The sequence below is a fragment of the Emticicia agri genome (genome assembly GCF_004168285.1).
Taxonomy (GTDB): Bacteria; Bacteroidota; Bacteroidia; order Cytophagales; family Spirosomataceae; genus Emticicia; species Emticicia agri.
The window spans coordinates 163553-180786 of sequence record NZ_SEWF01000006.1 but is presented as its reverse complement, the minus strand read 5'-3'; the positions used below and the strand labels follow the sequence as shown (position 1 = coordinate 180786).

Here is a 17234-nt window from a genome sequence, read left to right as displayed (position 1 = left end):
ATCAATGACTTAATCTGATGTTTTCTATTTTTGTTGTGTAATACTTAACATTGATAAAAAAATCATACCAATCTGAATACATTGAGCTTAAAAGACAAAAAAATTCTCTTAGGTGTCAGCGGTAGTATTGCGGCTTATAAGGCTGCCATACTTGTACGCCTGTTAGTAAAAGAAGGCGCACAGGTAAAAGTAATACTGACCGAATCAGCCAAAGAATTTATTACACCACTTACTTTGGCTACCTTATCTAAAAATCCGGTTTTAAGTTCGTTTACCAGCGGTGCAACAGGCGAATGGAATAATCACGTAGATTTAGGGCTGTGGGCTGATGTAATGCTTATTGCCCCTGCTTCTGCCCATACCATAGCTAAGTGTGCCAATGGTATTGCTGATAATCTGTTGGTGGCTACCTATCTGTCTGCCAGATGCCCGGTCTTTTTTGCCCCGGCTATGGACTTAGACATGTATAAGCATCCAAGCACGCTACACAATATAGATAAATTAATTGCATACGGGAATAAGTTAATTAATGCTGAGTATGGAGAACTGGCCAGTGGGCTGGTAGGCGAAGGTCGGCTGGCGGAGCCTGAACACATCGTACAAGAGTTGCGCCGTCATTTTTTACAGCATGCAACACTACAAGGGAAGAAAGTATTGATTACAGCCGGGCCTACTCAAGAACCTATTGACCCTGCGAGGTTCATCAGTAATCATTCATCGGGTAAAATGGGCTTTGCCATTGCAGAAGCTTTCAGCATGGCAGGTGCTGAAGTAACAATAGTAAGCGGGCCGGTTTCAATACCGACACCCATTGGCATAAAAGTTGAAAAAGTTTTCTCGGCTCAACAGATGTATGAGGCAGTAGAAAAGCAATTTACCGAAAGTGATATTGTGATATTAGCTGCGGCTGTAGCAGATTATACGCCACTACACGTGGCCGATAAAAAAATCAAGAAGAAAGAAGATGTATTTAATATAGAACTTACCAAAACTATTGATATTGCAGCTACGCTTGGTAAGCGGAAGAAAACCAATCAACTGATAGTGGGTTTTGCTCTGGAGACAGACAACGAACTGGAAAACGCCAAAGGGAAACTGGAAAAGAAAAATTTTGATTTGATAGTACTCAATTCTTTACAAGATAAAGGGGCGGGTTTTCGTTATGATACCAACAAAATCAAAATTCTTGACAAGGAAGGCAATCTGTATGATTTTGATTTAAAATCGAAGCAGGAAGTAGCGCAAGATATATTCAATATTGTTATAGAAAAAATGTAACGTGGGTTGGTTTAGAAAACCCCATCCCCAACCCTTCCGCATCGGCGGTCCGACCCAACAGTGGAGAAGGGAGTTCAAATCCCCTCCCCACTGTTGGGGAGGTTTAGGGTGGGGTGCTATCAAAAACAACCTGTGATTAAAATGTATATGAAAAAAATACTAAGTGTACTATCATTTGTTTGCTGTTCGGCGGCAGTCTATGCGCAGGAACTCAATTGTAATGTAACCATTATATCTGACCAGATTAATGCACAGCAGGCTGCTGAAAAGCAGGTATTTGTAGATATGAAAATTGCTATCAGCGATTTTATGAATAATAAACGCTGGACAAATGATATTTACTCACAGGACGAGCGTATTAAATGTAACCTTATTATAACATTTACCAAGTCGCCACAACAAAATGTTTTTCAGGGAAATGCTCAGTTTCAGATAATAAGACCAGTCTTTAATACTACTTATCAGACTTTATTGCTGACTTATGTTGACAGAAACTTCAATATTTCGTTTTCGCCTGAAGACCGTCAGATGAATTTCAACGAACAATCTTTTACCAATAACCTGACCTCTATCTTAGGTTTTTATTCAATGATTGCGCTGACACTTGATTATGACAGTTTCTCAAAAACAGGCGGTAGCCAGTTTCTTACAAGGGCTTATAATATTGCCAATATGGCTTTCAGTGCCGGACAGTCGGGCTGGGAACAGACAGGAGACGTGAGAAACAGATACTGGTTGGTAGAGAATTTACAGAATCAGCAGCTGTTGCCATTCCGTGAAGGCTTTTATACCTATCACCGCCTGGCGTTAGATAACTTTACAAGCGACCCCGGTAACGGACGCAGACAGGTGCTTGAGTTTCTGAACGTAATTAAAACTATGCAACAATCCAGAACTAACTCGGTTTTAATGAATAGCTTTTTAGATGCAAAAGGACAGGAACTGGTAAATATTTTTTCGGAGGCTACCAAAGACGAAAAACAAAAGGCATTTCAGGTACTTTCTTCAATTGACCCATCAAAAACAGAACTCTACCGTAAATTAGTGAAATAGAAAAAAATAAAACTGCGTTTTGTCCTAATTCTGGTACAGTCTTTGTTTAAAGAATCAATAGATTTACATACTTCTGTTACAGACTAAAGTCTGCCTGCCATGAAATACTTTTGTTGAAAAGTGTTGATGTTGTATCCATGATTGTCAAATATTCATTTGACTGATACGTGCTTGAAAGATTACTGCGCATAATAAAAATTTTTGCATAGTCTTCTTTTTCTTTTTGGGCAATTAAGTGGTTAATTTCAGTTAGAACTTCCTCAATAGTATTCAAAGTATTCTTTGTAAACGTTTTCATTTTATGTTGGGTTTATGAAGTTTATGCCACGTAAAAAAGTGCAAATTGAATCTTCAAAAATGGTCTTGCACGTCAACAAATTTCATACCATTTTTTCAGAATTTTTCTTTTGGTACCGTTCACTAATTTTTTAATTTACTTTTAAGTTTTTGATAAATGAAAAAAGACTTTTTTTTCATTTATCAAAAAAATTATCAAGAGGTAGCAAAAGTTTGTCTTTGTTATTAAGCGGCATAAAAAGAGCTCAAAATTGTATAATTCCAAGCATGTTTTAAAGCACCGTTAAACAAAAATAAATACAAATTGCCTTATTTACAAGGTTTTGGTATGATTATTTCTTAGTATTTTGTGGGACATCGTAATGGTCACTCCAACCCTCCCGTGAATGAGCATTTTTGCTCTCCTATTAATGTGTAAAGATGCTCATTGTAGGGAGGTGTTGGAAGTGATTAAAAAACTAAAAGGGGACAGTTCGTAAGTTTTGTTTCTTTTTATAAAGATTCCTTGGGTAAGGGAATATGATTTTATTTCATTATTAGAAAAATACAATTTCCTTTTTTTCAAAAAGATTTATATAGTTCAATATATAACAAGAATATTCACTCAATAGCAATTGTCAGTAAAAGTGGAGTCGATTTTCAACTCCACTTTTCTTTTTTAGTAAGTTTTACTTTTTGGGAGTAGGTTAACAAGCTTTCCTCAATTCTCTTAACCTTCATTCAATGAAAATAGCAGTTTGTTTTTAGTGTTAAATTCTCTCAATAACAATTGTCTTTCTATTCAACCTCAACTTAAGATTTTTACAGTAACAGCAATCATACAAATTGGTAATTTCTTTCAATAGCAATTGTTTACTCAAATTCTCTCAATCAAACTAAATACTCGTGTTAATCGATACTTTCCGGGATTCTTTTTTAATAGCAATTGTCTTAGTCTATATTCATTTCCGAAACTTTCATTGAATAGCAATGGTAATTTTTTCACTATGCGATGTCCGCTCAATATTTCACTCAATAGCAATTGTACTGTAAACTTTTGCACTCTAATAGCTTAACCATTCAAATCGCCTTTTGCTCTTGCGCTTTGTTGATACAAATTTATATTCCTTTTAAAGATTACAGGAGCCTTTTTCGATGAAATGCAAAAAATGGAGCCTGTTTGGAAGCATTTTTCGGATAATTGGTGGTTATACTCGGTTAAATGGCAGTTAATTTTAGATAAGTGGTAGTATTTTTCGGTTTTTGGTTACATGAAAAGGCAAATAAAAAGCAGATATAGTGGCTATATCTGCTTTTTATTATCTGACTATTTCTACTAATACTGCATGAATGTACCCAGCAGGGGTTCAAAATTTTGGCTCCCTACATGGCTTCCTATTTCACATCCATCACAACATATTTTATCTTTTTACGATTATTGGTGTAGGTAATATGTACCAATCCATCTGATGATTGAATGATGGCAGGATAGCTGAATTCGCCTTTAGTCTCGTCTTCCAATACTGCTATATCTTTCCAATCGACACCATCAGTCGAAACCGCTACATGTAATTTTTGTCGGCCATTAGACCATTGTTTGCCTCTTGTTAATGGATTATAAACAATTACCTGTTTACCGTTCTTTAAGGTAACGGCATCAGTACCTGAGTTGGGGTTAAGCAGACTGGTGGTTTTAAGTGGTCCCCAGGTTTTACCCCCATCTTTCGACCATGTTTCTACTACATAATTCTGTTTACTGCGGCAAAGCAATTGCATACGTCCATCGGCATATTGCAGAATACTTGGCTGAATTACACCAAAGGTATCGTTCTCTATCGGAATCTTCTCCCAGTTTTTAGCGTTCTTGTCAGATTTCTCCAGGTGAATATGCCAGATATTTCCTTTTACGCTTTCTGTACTGGTCGGATACAGAATATCTCCGTTTGGCAGTTGTACGGGCTTATTTTTAATAGGACCTAACATCCCGTCCGGTAGTTTTTCAGCCTTCGACCACGTTACGCCATTATCTGCCGATGTTTTCATTTCTCCCCACCATTCTCTCGGGTTCTTACCTACTTTATAAAATAGGAATAGTTTACCCTCATTGGTTTTGAACAATACCGGATTCCACGTCGGATAGCGCAGTTTCTCGTCAATGACCCCATCGGCTATTTTTTCAGGTGTTGACCATTTACCGTTTTCGTTTCTCGACTGCCAGATACATACATCAGGATTTGATTCACGTGTGCCACCAAACCATGCCGCCAGCATTTTACCTTTCGATAATTCTACGATAGTAGAAGCATGACATTCAGGAAAAGGTGCAGACTCATAAATATCTTCTTTTTTCAGTACAGGGTTCTGGGAAAAACTATTTTTAAAGCACAATAAACAAAAGAGAATAAATAGGTGTTGAAGTTTCATTGGATACAATAGTTTTGAGTGAATAGTTGTAAGTTACAGAAGTTTGCGTATAGTACTTTCATGTATATACCTGACGTTCAATAAATAAAAGGTAATTATTTGCCAAATATCATTCATTAATACGAATTTAATGCAACATATTACTATTGGTCTATCAAAAACTTATACATTCAACCGTTGTATTAACATATTCAGGCTAAACATACTCTTAAATTCAACACTACAAAATGACTTATGGAGACCCTATTAGAATTTTTAGGTAATATTCCCTGGTGGGTATATCTGCTATTGATACTCGTTTTACTGGCACTCAGAGATATATCGCAAAAAAAGCATACGATTGTTCATAACTTCCCGCTGGTTGGACATCTGCGCTATTTCATCGAAAGCATCGGCCCCGAATTCCGTCAGTACATTGTTGCCAATAACCGGGAAGAACTTCCGTTCAATCGTCGGCAACGTTCCTGGATTTATGCCTCTTCTAAAAAAGAAAACAACTTTCAGGGCTTTGGTACCGACCAGGATATGCACACCGCAGGTTATAATTTCATTAAACCTGCTTTATTACCCTTCAAACTGCCCGAAGGTCATCCGAATATAGCCAATCCTTATATATGCCCGTCAGCCAAGGTTATCGGCGAATACCATAACCGTAAACACCCTTATCTACCTAAATCAGTTATCAATATATCGGGTATGAGCTTTGGTTCGTTGTCGGCTCCGGCCATAGAAGCGTTAAACATAGGCGCTGCCAAATTCGGGGCATATCATAATACAGGTGAGGGAGGCGTATCTGCCTATCATAAAAAAGGGGCCGATGTGGTGGTAAATATCGGAACAGCCTATTTTGGTGTGCGAGACGACGACGGCAATTTTGTGATGGAAAAACTGGTGAAGCTATGTAAAGCGAACCCCGCAATTAAAATGATTGAATTAAAGCTCTCGCAAGGAGCTAAACCCGGTAAAGGGGGAGTATTACCTGCCTCTAAGGTAACGCCCGAATTAGCCGAAATTCGACACGTGCCTATTGGCAAAGATATTATTTCCCCGGCCAGCCATAGCGCTTTCTCGAATGTACCTGAAATGATTGATTTCATTGAAAAAATGGCAGATGCTACCGGCCTACCCGTAGGTCTCAAATCAGCCGTAGGAAAATTAGAGTTATGGGAAGAACTGGCTGACCTGATGAAAAAGACCGGCAAAGGCCCTGACTTTATTAATATAGATGGAGGTGAAGGAGGCACAGGTGCGGCTCCGCCAAGTTTTGCCGACCACGTTTCTTTGCCTTATGTCTATGCGTTTTCGTCGGTGTACCGAATTTTTCAGAAGAGAGATTTAACCGAAAAAATAACGTTTATGGGTGCGGGGAAATTAGGTTTACCCGACACTGCTATTATGGCTTTTGCGATGGGTGCCGATGTAGTGAATGTAGCCCGTGAAGCTATGCTTTCCATCGGCTGTATTCAGGCGCAGGTTTGCCATAACAATACCTGTCCTACAGGAGTAGCCACACAAAATAAATGGTTACAGTCAGGCTTAGACCCCACTTTAAAAAGCGAAAGGCTCTATAATTACCTGAAAACCATGACCAAAGAGATACTGGAAATATGCCATGCCTGCGGCTACGAACACCCAAGCCAGTTTATGATGGACGACGTTGATGTGGCAATGGGTGATAATAACCGTACGCAATCGTTGCGCACCACCTACCAGTATCAGAAAACACCTGTAAAATTTGAAGGCTTTCAAAAATTGTTAGATAACCCTTATTTAGGAGGAAAGGGAGAGCATTGAGTAGGGGAATAGTCTTTTGTAACGCTCTTGTGCCAATAATATACCATTTACACAAGAGCGTTTTTGCTTAACCTCTCTTCGCTCCCACTGAATCATATACAATTACTTTCTCCCAAAGATGTGAGTAATCTTCAATAAATTTCAGATGAATCGGGTGTTTCTGATAAATTTCTTCCTGTTCGAGGTTATCAAAAAATAATAACCATGAAACGGCATAGCCTCGTTCTATGACGCTTCGGTTCGTACTGGCAGGTGTACCAATATGCACCATTCTGATTTCCGGAACTTTCGATAGTACTTCTAACCCTTCTATTAATTTAGCTCTATCCGCTTCATTACCCGGATTCTTCAAATAGAAGTACACATGATGCACAAAGAGTTCTTTGGCTTTATTATTATCAGAAGCAAAAACCGGAGCGGCCGCTACTGAAGCTAATGCAGTTGTCTGCAAAAATTTTCTACGTGTCGTTTTTTTCATTGACTTTTAATTTAAATCTTTATTTGTTTAGAGAAAAAGGCCTTCATAAGCTTTAGGCATGGCCGTAAGTGGTTTAATTTTTATGTCTCTGTAAAATACCTCAGCCGCTTCACTTTGCAGTTGTATTTTACCACTGGTCATAGGAATTTCTTTACCATCAGGCTGGATATAGCGTGAATTTTGCAGAACCATTACTACGTGTCCATTCACAATGTGCAGGCTTTTCCCATTGAAACAAATGAGTTCAAGCGTCGTCCATTCGCCCGCAGGGCTTTCGTAGTTTCCCGAGCGCATACAATAATAGTCTCCTTTACTTTTGAATGTACCGAATGGCTGTTTCTCGTCTGCAACCCTGTTCATAATCCCTTCTGCCGGAAAAGAGCGTATATCAATGGCTGAATTGGCCTGACACCAGAAATCACCCATATGCCCCTCCATAATCTGAAACTCCTGCGAAAGCATCCATGAGCGAAAATATTCTACGCCTGCTTCTCCGATGGAATGATAGAGAATACCTGAATCGCGCAATTTATCTATTCTTGGTTCATACTTCTGTTTTCCCCATTTGACCTGCAATTTCAGATGATAATTTTCGTATGACTGACGGGTAAACAGGCAACCGTATATTTCGCCGCTTACCCGTAAAACCGGGCCATCTTTCTCATTTAAAACTGAAAATACACCTGTTTTATCATTATTATAACCAACAGGCTCAATAGGCTTACCTGTTAAATCTGTCGGTATTTTTCCATTATAATTATTCTTATGTGCATAACTCAAGTAGTTTTCCCATTGACTTAAATTCTTATCTAAAAGAGGCGTCCACTCGTCCGATTTAGAGATTGAAGGAAGCAAAATAACAGAAATTACTATCATAAATGGCAGATACAGGTGTTTCATATGCAAGTGTATTTAATAAAAGAATCAGGTTAACACTGCAAAACTAATTTACGGAGGCTTCTTGTTTGTTGTAAAAATCCAATATATATTGGTGCTTTTTTAGTAATAATCAAGCATGAAACGATATATTCTGCATACACCCTTTAGCATCTATCATTTTGAGGCTACCCAATGGGTACATTCGGTACATAAGCATACCTATTTTGAGATTATTTTTATACTTAAAGGCAATGGTACCCATAATATCAATGGCAATAAATTCAGATATGCAGAGGGAGATATTTTTCTTTTAGGGCCTGAAGACTACCATCATTTTGAGATTGATGAAATAACTGAGTTTTGTTTTATTCGTTTCAATGAGTCGATTTATACCAATCAGATTGAGGAAAAAGACCATAACTGGCAACAGATTATGAAAACCTTGTTATATACCTCTTCTCAGAGCCGTGGAACGATAGTACATGATAAAAATGAGCGAAAGAAGCTACACCATCTATTATGGGTGTTAGAAGAAGAGAGTGAAAATCAGCAATCTCAATATTTTGAAACTATCCGCAACAGCATTATGCGAAGCATGATGATTATTCTGGCCCGCAATCTGTTTGGCCAGTCGCCCACCAGTCCTGTACTAAAAGATTCAGTAGAGGCTATACTGCTGTATATTAAACAACATATCTACAATCCGTCAGAACTGACTATTGAACATCTAGCCGATGTATTTAATTATGCGCCCGATTACATCAGTATCTTTTTTAAAAAACATACCGGAGAATCGCTTAAACAGTATATTACCAAACATAAAATGAAGTTGATTGAAGCACGCTTGCTTTTCAGCCAGTTAACTATTTCAGAAATCGCCGATGAATTTGGCTATACCGATGAAAGCCACTTCTGCAAACAGTTTAAGAAATTTACAGGCAGCACACCCACCGCTTTTAGGAAAAGGGATTGAAAACACCATGCTTTATCTCCAGACAAACTATCTTACACCATAAACCATTATCCTGACTTTTAATTCTCCATCCAATTGTTCGTTTTTGATTTTATACTTAACCCAAAAAGCTATCGGAAAAAAAAGTTGCGTATTGTTATAAAAATCACGATTCAAATATTCTTCCTTCACTTCAATAATGTCAGGGTCTTTTTCTTTCGACAGATTTTGTCTAATAAATTAATATTGCCCCTCTTTCGAAAGAGGTTGCAACAAGTTATCATTAGGAAAATTATAAAATTTAGAATATACTATGTGTGAACTGGTACTTTCCCACAATTGCTGAGACAAACCATATGGAGACATTATTCCTCCGGTAGTAATCCCCTTATAATGAAAAAGCGTTCCGTCTATCGATAATTCTGCGGTTTTCCCCTTATAAAGTCCTGAAAATGTCATTTGACGTTTGGCATTTTTTATATATACTGTATCCTCTTTCATACTGGCAGAATATTCCCCCGGCACCTCAAGTCTTATCTGATATTTTCCATTCAAATCAATATTAACAATAGGGTCTTGCTCTGTAGAGGTGTAAAACCAGTAACTCCCGTTATAAGAAGTATCTCCAATTAACCATTTGTGACCATATCTCGGATTTTGAGATAAATTTTTCAACTTTAACTTTCCGTTTGCTAATACCTCATAGCTGAAATCTGCTACGCTTGCATTCCTTGCATCAACAATTTTTTGTTTCTGGTCAGAACCATACTTATTATAGAGCGTCAATTTGATAGTAAAATTTCCATTTTTTCGGTATATATGCTTATGTTCCATTAATTCATTAGCGCCTATATAGTCTAAAATACCTGTTAGCCTTTCTCCATCGCCAAAATCAAAAGTATAGATATCATTCTTATTAGCAGTAAAACTAAAGGTAGCAACGTTATTATTATTTACGCTTACGGTGAATGTAGCATCGGGTAAAGGCGATACCTCCTGTTTTTTGTTATGGCAACTCCAGAGAATGAAGAATATGCTAAGGAATAAAAATAGTTTTTTCATGGTCACAACGAAATTTCTGACAGAAAACAAATGTAAAATCTTCTATCCATTCCTCTATTTGTACTTTGAGGTTTTCCTTATTTTGCGGTGATATTGTTATTTTACGGAAATAACTTTTGAGCCAAAATATTCCAACAAATTCTACCTTCTCTCAATTTTTCCTTATCTTCGGATTCTGAAAACTACCCCAACAAACTACTCCATGAAAAAATATTTTTTCCTGAGCTGGCTATGCCTTTATGCTTCATCGGCTTTCTCGCAGGCTGTACAAAATACGGTTATCAAAACTGTGCTTGAAGAAATGAAGGCATTTAATAAACAGGAATCTGATTCCGACCCTGCTAACTCGCCTTATCCGTTTGGCAAAAACCGTGAAGAAGATTTTCTGCGCAGATACCAGTTCCATAAAAAAGAATACGATAAACTGAATAGTCTTGATGTAAACAGTCTGACCTTTGACGACCAGATTAATGTAGCCCTCTTGAAATATAGTTTGAATGATGAAATTATCTCTTACGAATACAAAGAGTATCTGAACCCCATTCTGGCTGATGCAGGTTTTCATACTGGCTTACCGGGTATGGGGTCAGGCAATTATTCAACCAAAAAAGAGTTCGAACGTTACCTTAACTCATTGAAAGGCATCCCACTGTTTGTAGATGAGAATCTCGTATTAATGCGGAAAGGTCTGGCTTCAGGTATTTCGCAACCCAGTGTTGCCCTCAAAGGCTATGAAGCTACTTATAATAGCCAGATTGTAGATAGTTATGAGAAATCTGCTTTCTGGAAGCCTTTTATACAAAAACCGGCTGCTATTACTGATACAGAATGGAAACAATTACAGGCCGAAGGTAAAAAGCAGATTGAGCAAAGCGTGATTCCAAGCTATCAGAAAATCAGCGATTTCTTTGAGAAAGAATACCATCCAAAAACCCGGACTACTTTAGGGGCATCGCATTTCCCGAATGGCAAAAAATTCTATGCCGAAAAAGTAAAGCATTATACCACTACCAATATGACTCCTGATGAAGTATATACTATTGGACTGAAAGAAGTGGAGCGCATCAAAAAAGAAATGCAACAGGTGCTTGATGAGGTTAAGTTTAAGGGCTCTATCAAAGACTTTATCAATTACCTCAGAAACGACCCGAAGTTTTACCCAACCACAGGCGAACAATTATTGAAAGAGGCTTCTTTTATTGCCAAAAAAATTGATGGTAAGCTCCCGCTTCTGTTCGGGAAATTACCTCGCCAACCTTATGGAGTAGTACAGGTACCCGACTATCTTGCACCTACTTATACCGCAGGGCGGTATAGTGGTGCCAACATTAAATCAAAAAATGCCGGAAACTATTGGGTAAACCTGTATAACCTGCCAAGCCGTACGCTTTATACACTCGAAGCATTGACCTTACATGAAGCAGTACCGGGACATCATTTACAAATTGCTCTTACACAGGAATTAGATAACCTGCCAGAGTTCAGAAGAAATTTATATGTAAATGCCTATGGCGAAGGCTGGGGCTTATATGGCGAATTTTTAGGCTATGAATTAGGACTTTATAAAGACCCTTACAGCCTGTTTGGTCGCCTTACCTACGAAATGTGGCGTGCCTGTAGGTTAGTGATTGATGTGGGCATCCACGACAAAGACTGGACAAGAGACCAGGCTGTGAGTTTTTTAGCAGATAATACTGCCCTTTCACTGCATGAAGTGAATACAGAAATTAACCGCTATATCTCCTGGCCCGGACAAGCTTTAGCGTATAAAATCGGAGAAATAACGATTAAAACCCAACGCAAAAAAGCCGAAACACTCTTAAAAGATAAATTTGATGTAAGGGCATTTCATGATTTAGTATTATCGCAAGGAACAGTTACCATGTCTATTTTAGAGAAAATGGTTGACAAGTACATTGAGGAGGAACTGAATAAGAAGCCGAAGGAATAAACCCAGTGTGTCACGGTTATACTCATCCGAGAACGACCGCGGTCGTCGCACGATGGCAGGCTTAGACGCCCAGACAAACTATCATTTTTTGAATAAGTTTAAATACTGAGTCATGAAATAAGGAGAAAATATTTAAAAGGTGGAGTTTATAGATTTGAACTTTCTAAGTGATATACATCACCCGACGAGCGTGAAAATCTCTCGTTATAAACATGAAATGGTATAATAGTTGGGTCTTTTTCTGTTGGCAGTCCCGTAAGTGATAAAAATATATCTTCAAATTCACATTTTAAATATCCTCTTTGATTATATGAATACTCACCAATAATTTTATAGTTTTCTAAATGTTTTATATCAATATCGTCCATCGGTTTAAAAGCATCAACTAACTTTTTTGTGTATTCTACCTTACCATTTTCAAAAAACTCTAAGCAGTTCTGATAGATAATACAAAAAAACAAACCACCTGAATGTAAGTCAGTATCTGCTTTCAAACTAGATAAATATTTTCTGTTTAATTCAATTTTCATCCTTATGATATTTATTGATGTCTGGCTAAAGTAACCGTGCCATGCACGTTTACTGACGAGCATAGACATATCATTGGGCCCAGAGGGTTATTCACTTTCCAGTTCTTTCAGATACTGGTCTTTCATCTGGTCGTAAAAAGAATGTTTACTTACCAGTGAAGAAACAAGATTGGCTGTCAATCCGGCCATCATCAGATAAAATATAATGCTTTCGGCTGTAGTCATTTCTAAGACTAGAATAGCAGAAGTAAAAGGGCTGCGGGTAACACCCGTAAGAAAGCTCACCATACCACACAAAATAATCAGATTTGCATTTGAATCTATCAGGCTGAACCACTCAGCTACAGCAGAGCCGATACTCGCTCCGGCACTTAAAGCAGGAGCAAAAACTCCACCTGCACCACCATTTGTAAAAGAGATAATCGGGCCAAAGAATCTTAAAAGTGGCACATACCACTCTACATATTTATTATCGGTAAGCAGCGTGGTTTGCATCAATTCCTTGCCTGTACCAAAAGTCTCTTCATTTATCAAAACGCCGAGTGTGGCAATAATTAAACCTGCTACTACACAGTAGCCCATTTTTTTGACGTTGGTGTTCAGAACACTTTTTTTCTTTAATACAAACAGAATAATGCGGGTCATAGTACAACCCAGATACCCTGAAAGACCACTACAGATAATAACCGGAAAGATAATCCACCAGGAAAGATGATTGACTTTCGGATACCCTAAATACAAATATGGGCCTAAAATATTCAGTGCGGTGAGACCGGCTATAATTACTCCTGTCAATAAAGCCGATTTAAAAAAGCTGAAGTGCGTTTTGGTTAATTCTTCAATAGCAAATACAATTCCGCCTAAAGGCGTATTAAAAGCTGCCGCCAGCCCTGATGCAGCCCCTGTAATCAGCATGTTTTTTTTAGATATTTTCGGGTACCATTCAGGTAACCAATCATTAATCTTTTTAAAGATTGAGCCAGCTATTTGTATCGTAGGGCCTTCCCTACCGACCACTCCGCCACCAAAAACCATTATCAGGCTTGATATTATTTTAATCAATAATACCCTGATACTTAATAGTTTACTTACCAGATAATATTTTTTCGGATTTGCCAATTCGATAGCGGCACTTACCTGAGGGATACCACTCCCCCTTGAATAAGGCGCATATTTGTTAACTAACCACCAAGACACAATAAAACATAGAGGAGTTACAGCAAAAAACAACCATTTATTCAGATGTAATAGATATAGCGTACCTTCTTCAGCTATCAGAAATAGTTTGGCATAAATAACTGCCACAACACCTGTAATTAAAGCTCCTATCCAAAAGGGTATGGCATTAAGCAGATTTTGTTTCAATTTGGCATTAGAAATAGAGTCAAATCTATTTTTCAAGTACTCTTTTATAGGCTCTGCTATACGCTTTACGCGTTTAATGGTATTCAGATTTTTCCTGATAAACTTATACTTCATGCCTAAAAAATTGTTTATGTCACCCTGACACGGTTGTCTTATACCCAATCAACTCCTTTCTTCAATAAACTTAAAGTCTTTTCCTCTTCACTTCCTGCTTCAGGTTGAAAATCATATACCCAATTAGCCACCGGAGGCAAGCTCATTAAAATAGATTCTGTACGTCCGTTGGTTTCCAGGCCAAACTTTGTACCTCTGTCCCACACGAGGTTAAATTCTACATAACGCCCACGACGGAGCATCTGCCAGTTGATTTCATGCGCTCCGTAAGGTAATTGGTTGTTCTTTACCATCAGGTGGGTATAAACAGGTGCAAAGCTCTCTCCTACCGATTGTACAAAAGCAAATAAATCTTCTTTGGGAGTTTCGTCTTTCGGTTTTAGATAATCGAAGAATATGCCTCCTACCCCACGGGTTTCGTTTCTATGCGGAATAAAAAAGTAATTATCTGCCCACTCTTTATATTTCGGATAATACTCTGCTGAATGTTTATCGCAAGCCGCTTTTAATTGTTGATGAAACCAGCGGGCATCTTCTTCTACCACATAATGCGGAGTTAAGTCTATGCCCCCACCAAACCAGCAAATACCATTCGATAATTCAAAATATCGTACATTCATGTGAATGATTGGCACCATAGGGTTCACAGGATGTTGTACAATAGAAACACCTGTAGCAAAATAATCTGCTTTTTCGGTCAGGTTCAATTGCTTTTGCAAAGCTTCTGATGCCTCTCCTGAAACAGCCGAGAAATTTACACCGCCTTTGGCAATTATATTTCCGTCGGTTAGCACACGTGTACGTCCGCCCCCACCGCTATGATGTTGCCAGAGGTCTTCACGAAATTTCCCTTTACCATCTGTATTTTCTATAGCCTGGCAAATAGTCTTTTGCAGAGTCTGGAAGTATTCTGCAATATTTTCTTTGGATAACATAAGATTCTTTTCAAATTTTGTGGCAAATTTAGCTCTCTATGCAGAGCTACCAATAATAATTTTCGTTTTTATCTAAATAAGCTAAGAATACATTGAGTGATATTTTAATCATTAAATCGCTCAATCACTAAATCACTAAATTATTCTATGCAGTTAAAAGGACTAACAGCCGTAGTTACAGGAGGCGCATCAGGCTTAGGAGAGGCAGTAGTAAGAAGATTTGTCAAAGCCGGAGCAAACGCCATTATTGTGGATCTGAATGAGGAGAAAGGCAAGGCACTGGCAGGCGAACTCGGCCGCAAGGCAAAATTTGTAAAATGTGATGTATCGTCGGAAAAAGATGCGCAAAAGGTGATGAGCCAGGCTATTGCTCGTTTCAAGGCTATTCATATACTGGTCAATTGTGCCGGAATTGCCCCACCTGCCCGTACCGTTGGCAAAGAAGGGCCTCATTCATTAGCACATTTTCAGAAAATTATTAATATCAATCTGGTGGGGTCTTTCAATATGATTCGTTTGGCAGCTTTCGAGATGTCGAACAATACGCCTAACGAAGATGGAGAAAGAGGTGTAATAATCAATACTGCTTCGGTTGCTGCTTATGATGGGCAAATCGGGCAGGCGGCCTATTCGGCCTCTAAAGGTGGAATTGTAGCTATGACTTTGCCGATAGCTCGTGATTTATCAAGAAACGGCATCAGAGTCATGACCATTGCCCCGGGTATTTTTAAAACTCCATTGATGGCCTCATTACCCGAAGAAGCGCAATTATCTTTAGGACAACAAGTACCTTTTCCTTCACGGTTAGGTCGTCCTGATGAATATGCACAACTGGCACAAAGCATTGTAGAAAATGCTATGCTGAATGGCGAAGTAATCCGTCTTGATGGCGCAATCAGGATGGCTCCGAAGTAATCACCCTTTAATGGTGAATAACGAATGGCGAATTAGCGAATCTAATTTGCCTTTTAGGAATAATGACATATCTTTTAATCCAATTATTCGCTAATTCGCAATTCACTATTCACAATTAAAAATCACTCAATAAATATGTTCTCACTACAAAATATTATTCGTCCGCATATCCTGACTTTAACCCCTTATGCCTCTGCCCGTGATGAATATACCGGAAAAGAGGGTATTTTTTTAGATGCCAACGAAAACCCTTTCGGGGCTGTTATTACGGGCAATTATAACCGTTATCCAGACCCTTATCAGGCAGAAATCAAAGAAAAACTGGCGGTTATTAAAGGGGTACGCCCAAGTCAGATTTTCTTAGGGAACGGGTCAGATGAAGCGATTGACTTACTGATTCGTGCTACCTGCGAGCCAAAGGAGGACAATATCATTACAATGCCTCCTACTTATGGTATGTATAAGGTATGTGCCGATATTCAGAATACCCCCGTGGTGCAGGTATCGCTTACACCCGATTTTCAGATACAGGTAGATAAAGTATTGGCGGCTGTGAATGTGCATACCAAACTGATATGGGTTTGTTCGCCTAATAACCCCTCGGGAAATTTAGCAAAACGTGAATCGGTGATTCAGTTATTAGAAAATTTCAAAACGGGTCTGGTGATTGTAGATGAAGCTTATATCGACTTTACCGAACAAGAATCTTTTACCAAATTATTAGATAATTATCCTAATCTGGTAGTATTACAGACATTTTCTAAAGCATGGGGATTGGCTGCACTCCGTTTCGGAATGGCTTTTGCTTCGGAAGACCTCATTAAGATTCTTAATAAAATCAAGTATCCTTATAACCTCAATGCGGTTACACAAGCCTTGATTTTAGAGGCATTGGATAATGAAGAAAAGAAGAATAATTATGTGAAAGAAATTCTGAAAGCACGGGCAAATCTGATTAATCTTTTAGGTGATTTATCTATAGTGAAACATATCTATCCAACAGACTCAAATCAGCTACTGGTAAAATTTGACGATGCCAAAGCAATTTTCAAATACCTGATTGATAGAAAAATCATTACCAGAGACCGCTCTAATGTTCAGCTATGCGAGGGTTGTATCCGTATCTCTATCGGCACTGATGCCGAGAATAGCACGTTGGTAGAGGCTTTGAAAGGGTATTAATTTTATTGAAATAATAGAGACGTGTGGTTTGCAATTGCATGGTAAG

Annotated in this window: 15 protein-coding genes; 7 read left to right on the top strand and 8 right to left on the bottom strand. The window is 38.3% G+C overall.

Features of this window, described 5'->3' with window-relative positions; all coding sequences use genetic code 11:
* Nucleotides 1-81: 81 nt before the first annotated feature.
* Together coaBC and porD are read left to right on the top strand one after the other, a co-directional pair.
* Nucleotides 82-1278, top strand: a complete 1197-nt coding sequence (coaBC, locus tag EWM59_RS06005; protein WP_130020037.1) for a bifunctional phosphopantothenoylcysteine decarboxylase/phosphopantothenate--cysteine ligase CoaBC — start codon at nucleotides 82-84, stop codon at nucleotides 1276-1278.
* Nucleotides 1279-1425: 147 nt separating this feature from the next.
* Nucleotides 1426-2331: a type IX secretion system protein PorD gene (gene porD, locus EWM59_RS06000; RefSeq protein ID WP_130020036.1), complete on the top strand. Its 906-nt coding sequence runs from the start codon at nucleotides 1426-1428 to the stop codon at nucleotides 2329-2331.
* A gap of 76 nt (nucleotides 2332-2407) precedes the next feature.
* Here the strand turns inward: porD and EWM59_RS05995 are convergent, their stop codons facing one another.
* Both EWM59_RS05995 and EWM59_RS05990 read right to left on the bottom strand, forming a co-directional pair.
* Nucleotides 2408-2629: a hypothetical protein gene (locus EWM59_RS05995; RefSeq protein WP_130020035.1), complete on the bottom strand. Its 222-nt coding sequence runs from the start codon at nucleotides 2627-2629 to the stop codon at nucleotides 2408-2410.
* A 1373-nt stretch (nucleotides 2630-4002) separates the two neighbouring features.
* Nucleotides 4003-5031, bottom strand: a complete 1029-nt coding sequence (locus tag EWM59_RS05990) for a sialidase family protein (protein ID WP_130020034.1) — start codon at nucleotides 5029-5031, stop codon at nucleotides 4003-4005.
* Between the two features lie 234 nt (nucleotides 5032-5265).
* Here EWM59_RS05990 and EWM59_RS05985 point away from each other — a divergent pair, with 234 nt between their 5' ends.
* On the top strand, nucleotides 5266-6825 hold the full coding sequence (locus tag EWM59_RS05985; protein ID WP_130020033.1) for an FMN-binding glutamate synthase family protein: 1560 nt from the start codon (nucleotides 5266-5268) through the stop codon (nucleotides 6823-6825).
* Nucleotides 6826-6892: 67 nt separating this feature from the next.
* Here the strand turns inward: EWM59_RS05985 and EWM59_RS05980 are convergent, their stop codons facing one another.
* Together EWM59_RS05980 and EWM59_RS05975 are read right to left on the bottom strand one after the other, a co-directional pair.
* Nucleotides 6893-7303 carry a Dabb family protein gene (locus EWM59_RS05980; RefSeq protein ID WP_130020032.1) on the bottom strand — a complete coding sequence of 137 codons (411 nt, stop codon included), beginning with the start codon at nucleotides 7301-7303 and terminating at the stop codon, nucleotides 6893-6895.
* A 27-nt stretch (nucleotides 7304-7330) separates the two neighbouring features.
* The gene (locus EWM59_RS05975; protein ID WP_130020031.1) at nucleotides 7331-8203 is read right to left on the bottom strand and encodes a 3-keto-disaccharide hydrolase; all 873 of its coding nucleotides are present in this window, start codon (nucleotides 8201-8203) and stop codon (nucleotides 7331-7333) included.
* A gap of 115 nt (nucleotides 8204-8318) precedes the next feature.
* On the opposite strand from EWM59_RS05975, the gene EWM59_RS05970 reads away from it, so the two are divergent.
* Entirely contained in the window at nucleotides 8319-9155 is an 837-nt protein-coding gene (locus EWM59_RS05970; protein ID WP_130020030.1) for an AraC family transcriptional regulator, read from the top strand.
* A 219-nt stretch (nucleotides 9156-9374) separates the two neighbouring features.
* Here EWM59_RS05970 and EWM59_RS05965 read toward each other — a convergent pair whose 3' ends face one another.
* Complete coding sequence (locus EWM59_RS05965) at nucleotides 9375-10196, bottom strand: PKD domain-containing protein (RefSeq protein WP_130020029.1); 822 nt, start codon at nucleotides 10194-10196, stop codon at nucleotides 9375-9377.
* Between the two features lie 202 nt (nucleotides 10197-10398).
* Between EWM59_RS05965 and EWM59_RS05960 the strand changes: the two genes are divergently transcribed.
* Entirely contained in the window at nucleotides 10399-12147 is a 1749-nt protein-coding gene (locus EWM59_RS05960; RefSeq protein WP_130020028.1) for a DUF885 domain-containing protein, read from the top strand.
* Between the two features lie 146 nt (nucleotides 12148-12293).
* Here the strand turns inward: EWM59_RS05960 and EWM59_RS05955 are convergent, their stop codons facing one another.
* The 3 genes from EWM59_RS05955 to hemF form a co-directional block, all read right to left on the bottom strand.
* Nucleotides 12294-12677 carry a hypothetical protein gene (locus EWM59_RS05955; protein ID WP_130020027.1) on the bottom strand — a complete coding sequence of 128 codons (384 nt, stop codon included), beginning with the start codon at nucleotides 12675-12677 and terminating at the stop codon, nucleotides 12294-12296.
* An 87-nt stretch (nucleotides 12678-12764) separates the two neighbouring features.
* On the bottom strand, nucleotides 12765-14156 hold the full coding sequence (locus tag EWM59_RS05950; protein WP_130020026.1) for a chloride channel protein: 1392 nt from the start codon (nucleotides 14154-14156) through the stop codon (nucleotides 12765-12767).
* A 38-nt stretch (nucleotides 14157-14194) separates the two neighbouring features.
* Complete coding sequence (hemF, locus tag EWM59_RS05945) at nucleotides 14195-15091, bottom strand: oxygen-dependent coproporphyrinogen oxidase (protein ID WP_130020025.1); 897 nt, start codon at nucleotides 15089-15091, stop codon at nucleotides 14195-14197.
* A gap of 147 nt (nucleotides 15092-15238) precedes the next feature.
* On the opposite strand from hemF, the gene EWM59_RS05940 reads away from it, so the two are divergent.
* Nucleotides 15239-16006, top strand: a complete 768-nt coding sequence (locus EWM59_RS05940; protein ID WP_130020024.1) for a 3-hydroxyacyl-CoA dehydrogenase — start codon at nucleotides 15239-15241, stop codon at nucleotides 16004-16006.
* A gap of 135 nt (nucleotides 16007-16141) precedes the next feature.
* On the top strand, nucleotides 16142-17188 hold the full coding sequence (gene hisC / locus EWM59_RS05935; protein ID WP_130020023.1) for a histidinol-phosphate transaminase: 1047 nt from the start codon (nucleotides 16142-16144) through the stop codon (nucleotides 17186-17188).
* Nucleotides 17189-17234 lie beyond the last annotated feature (46 nt).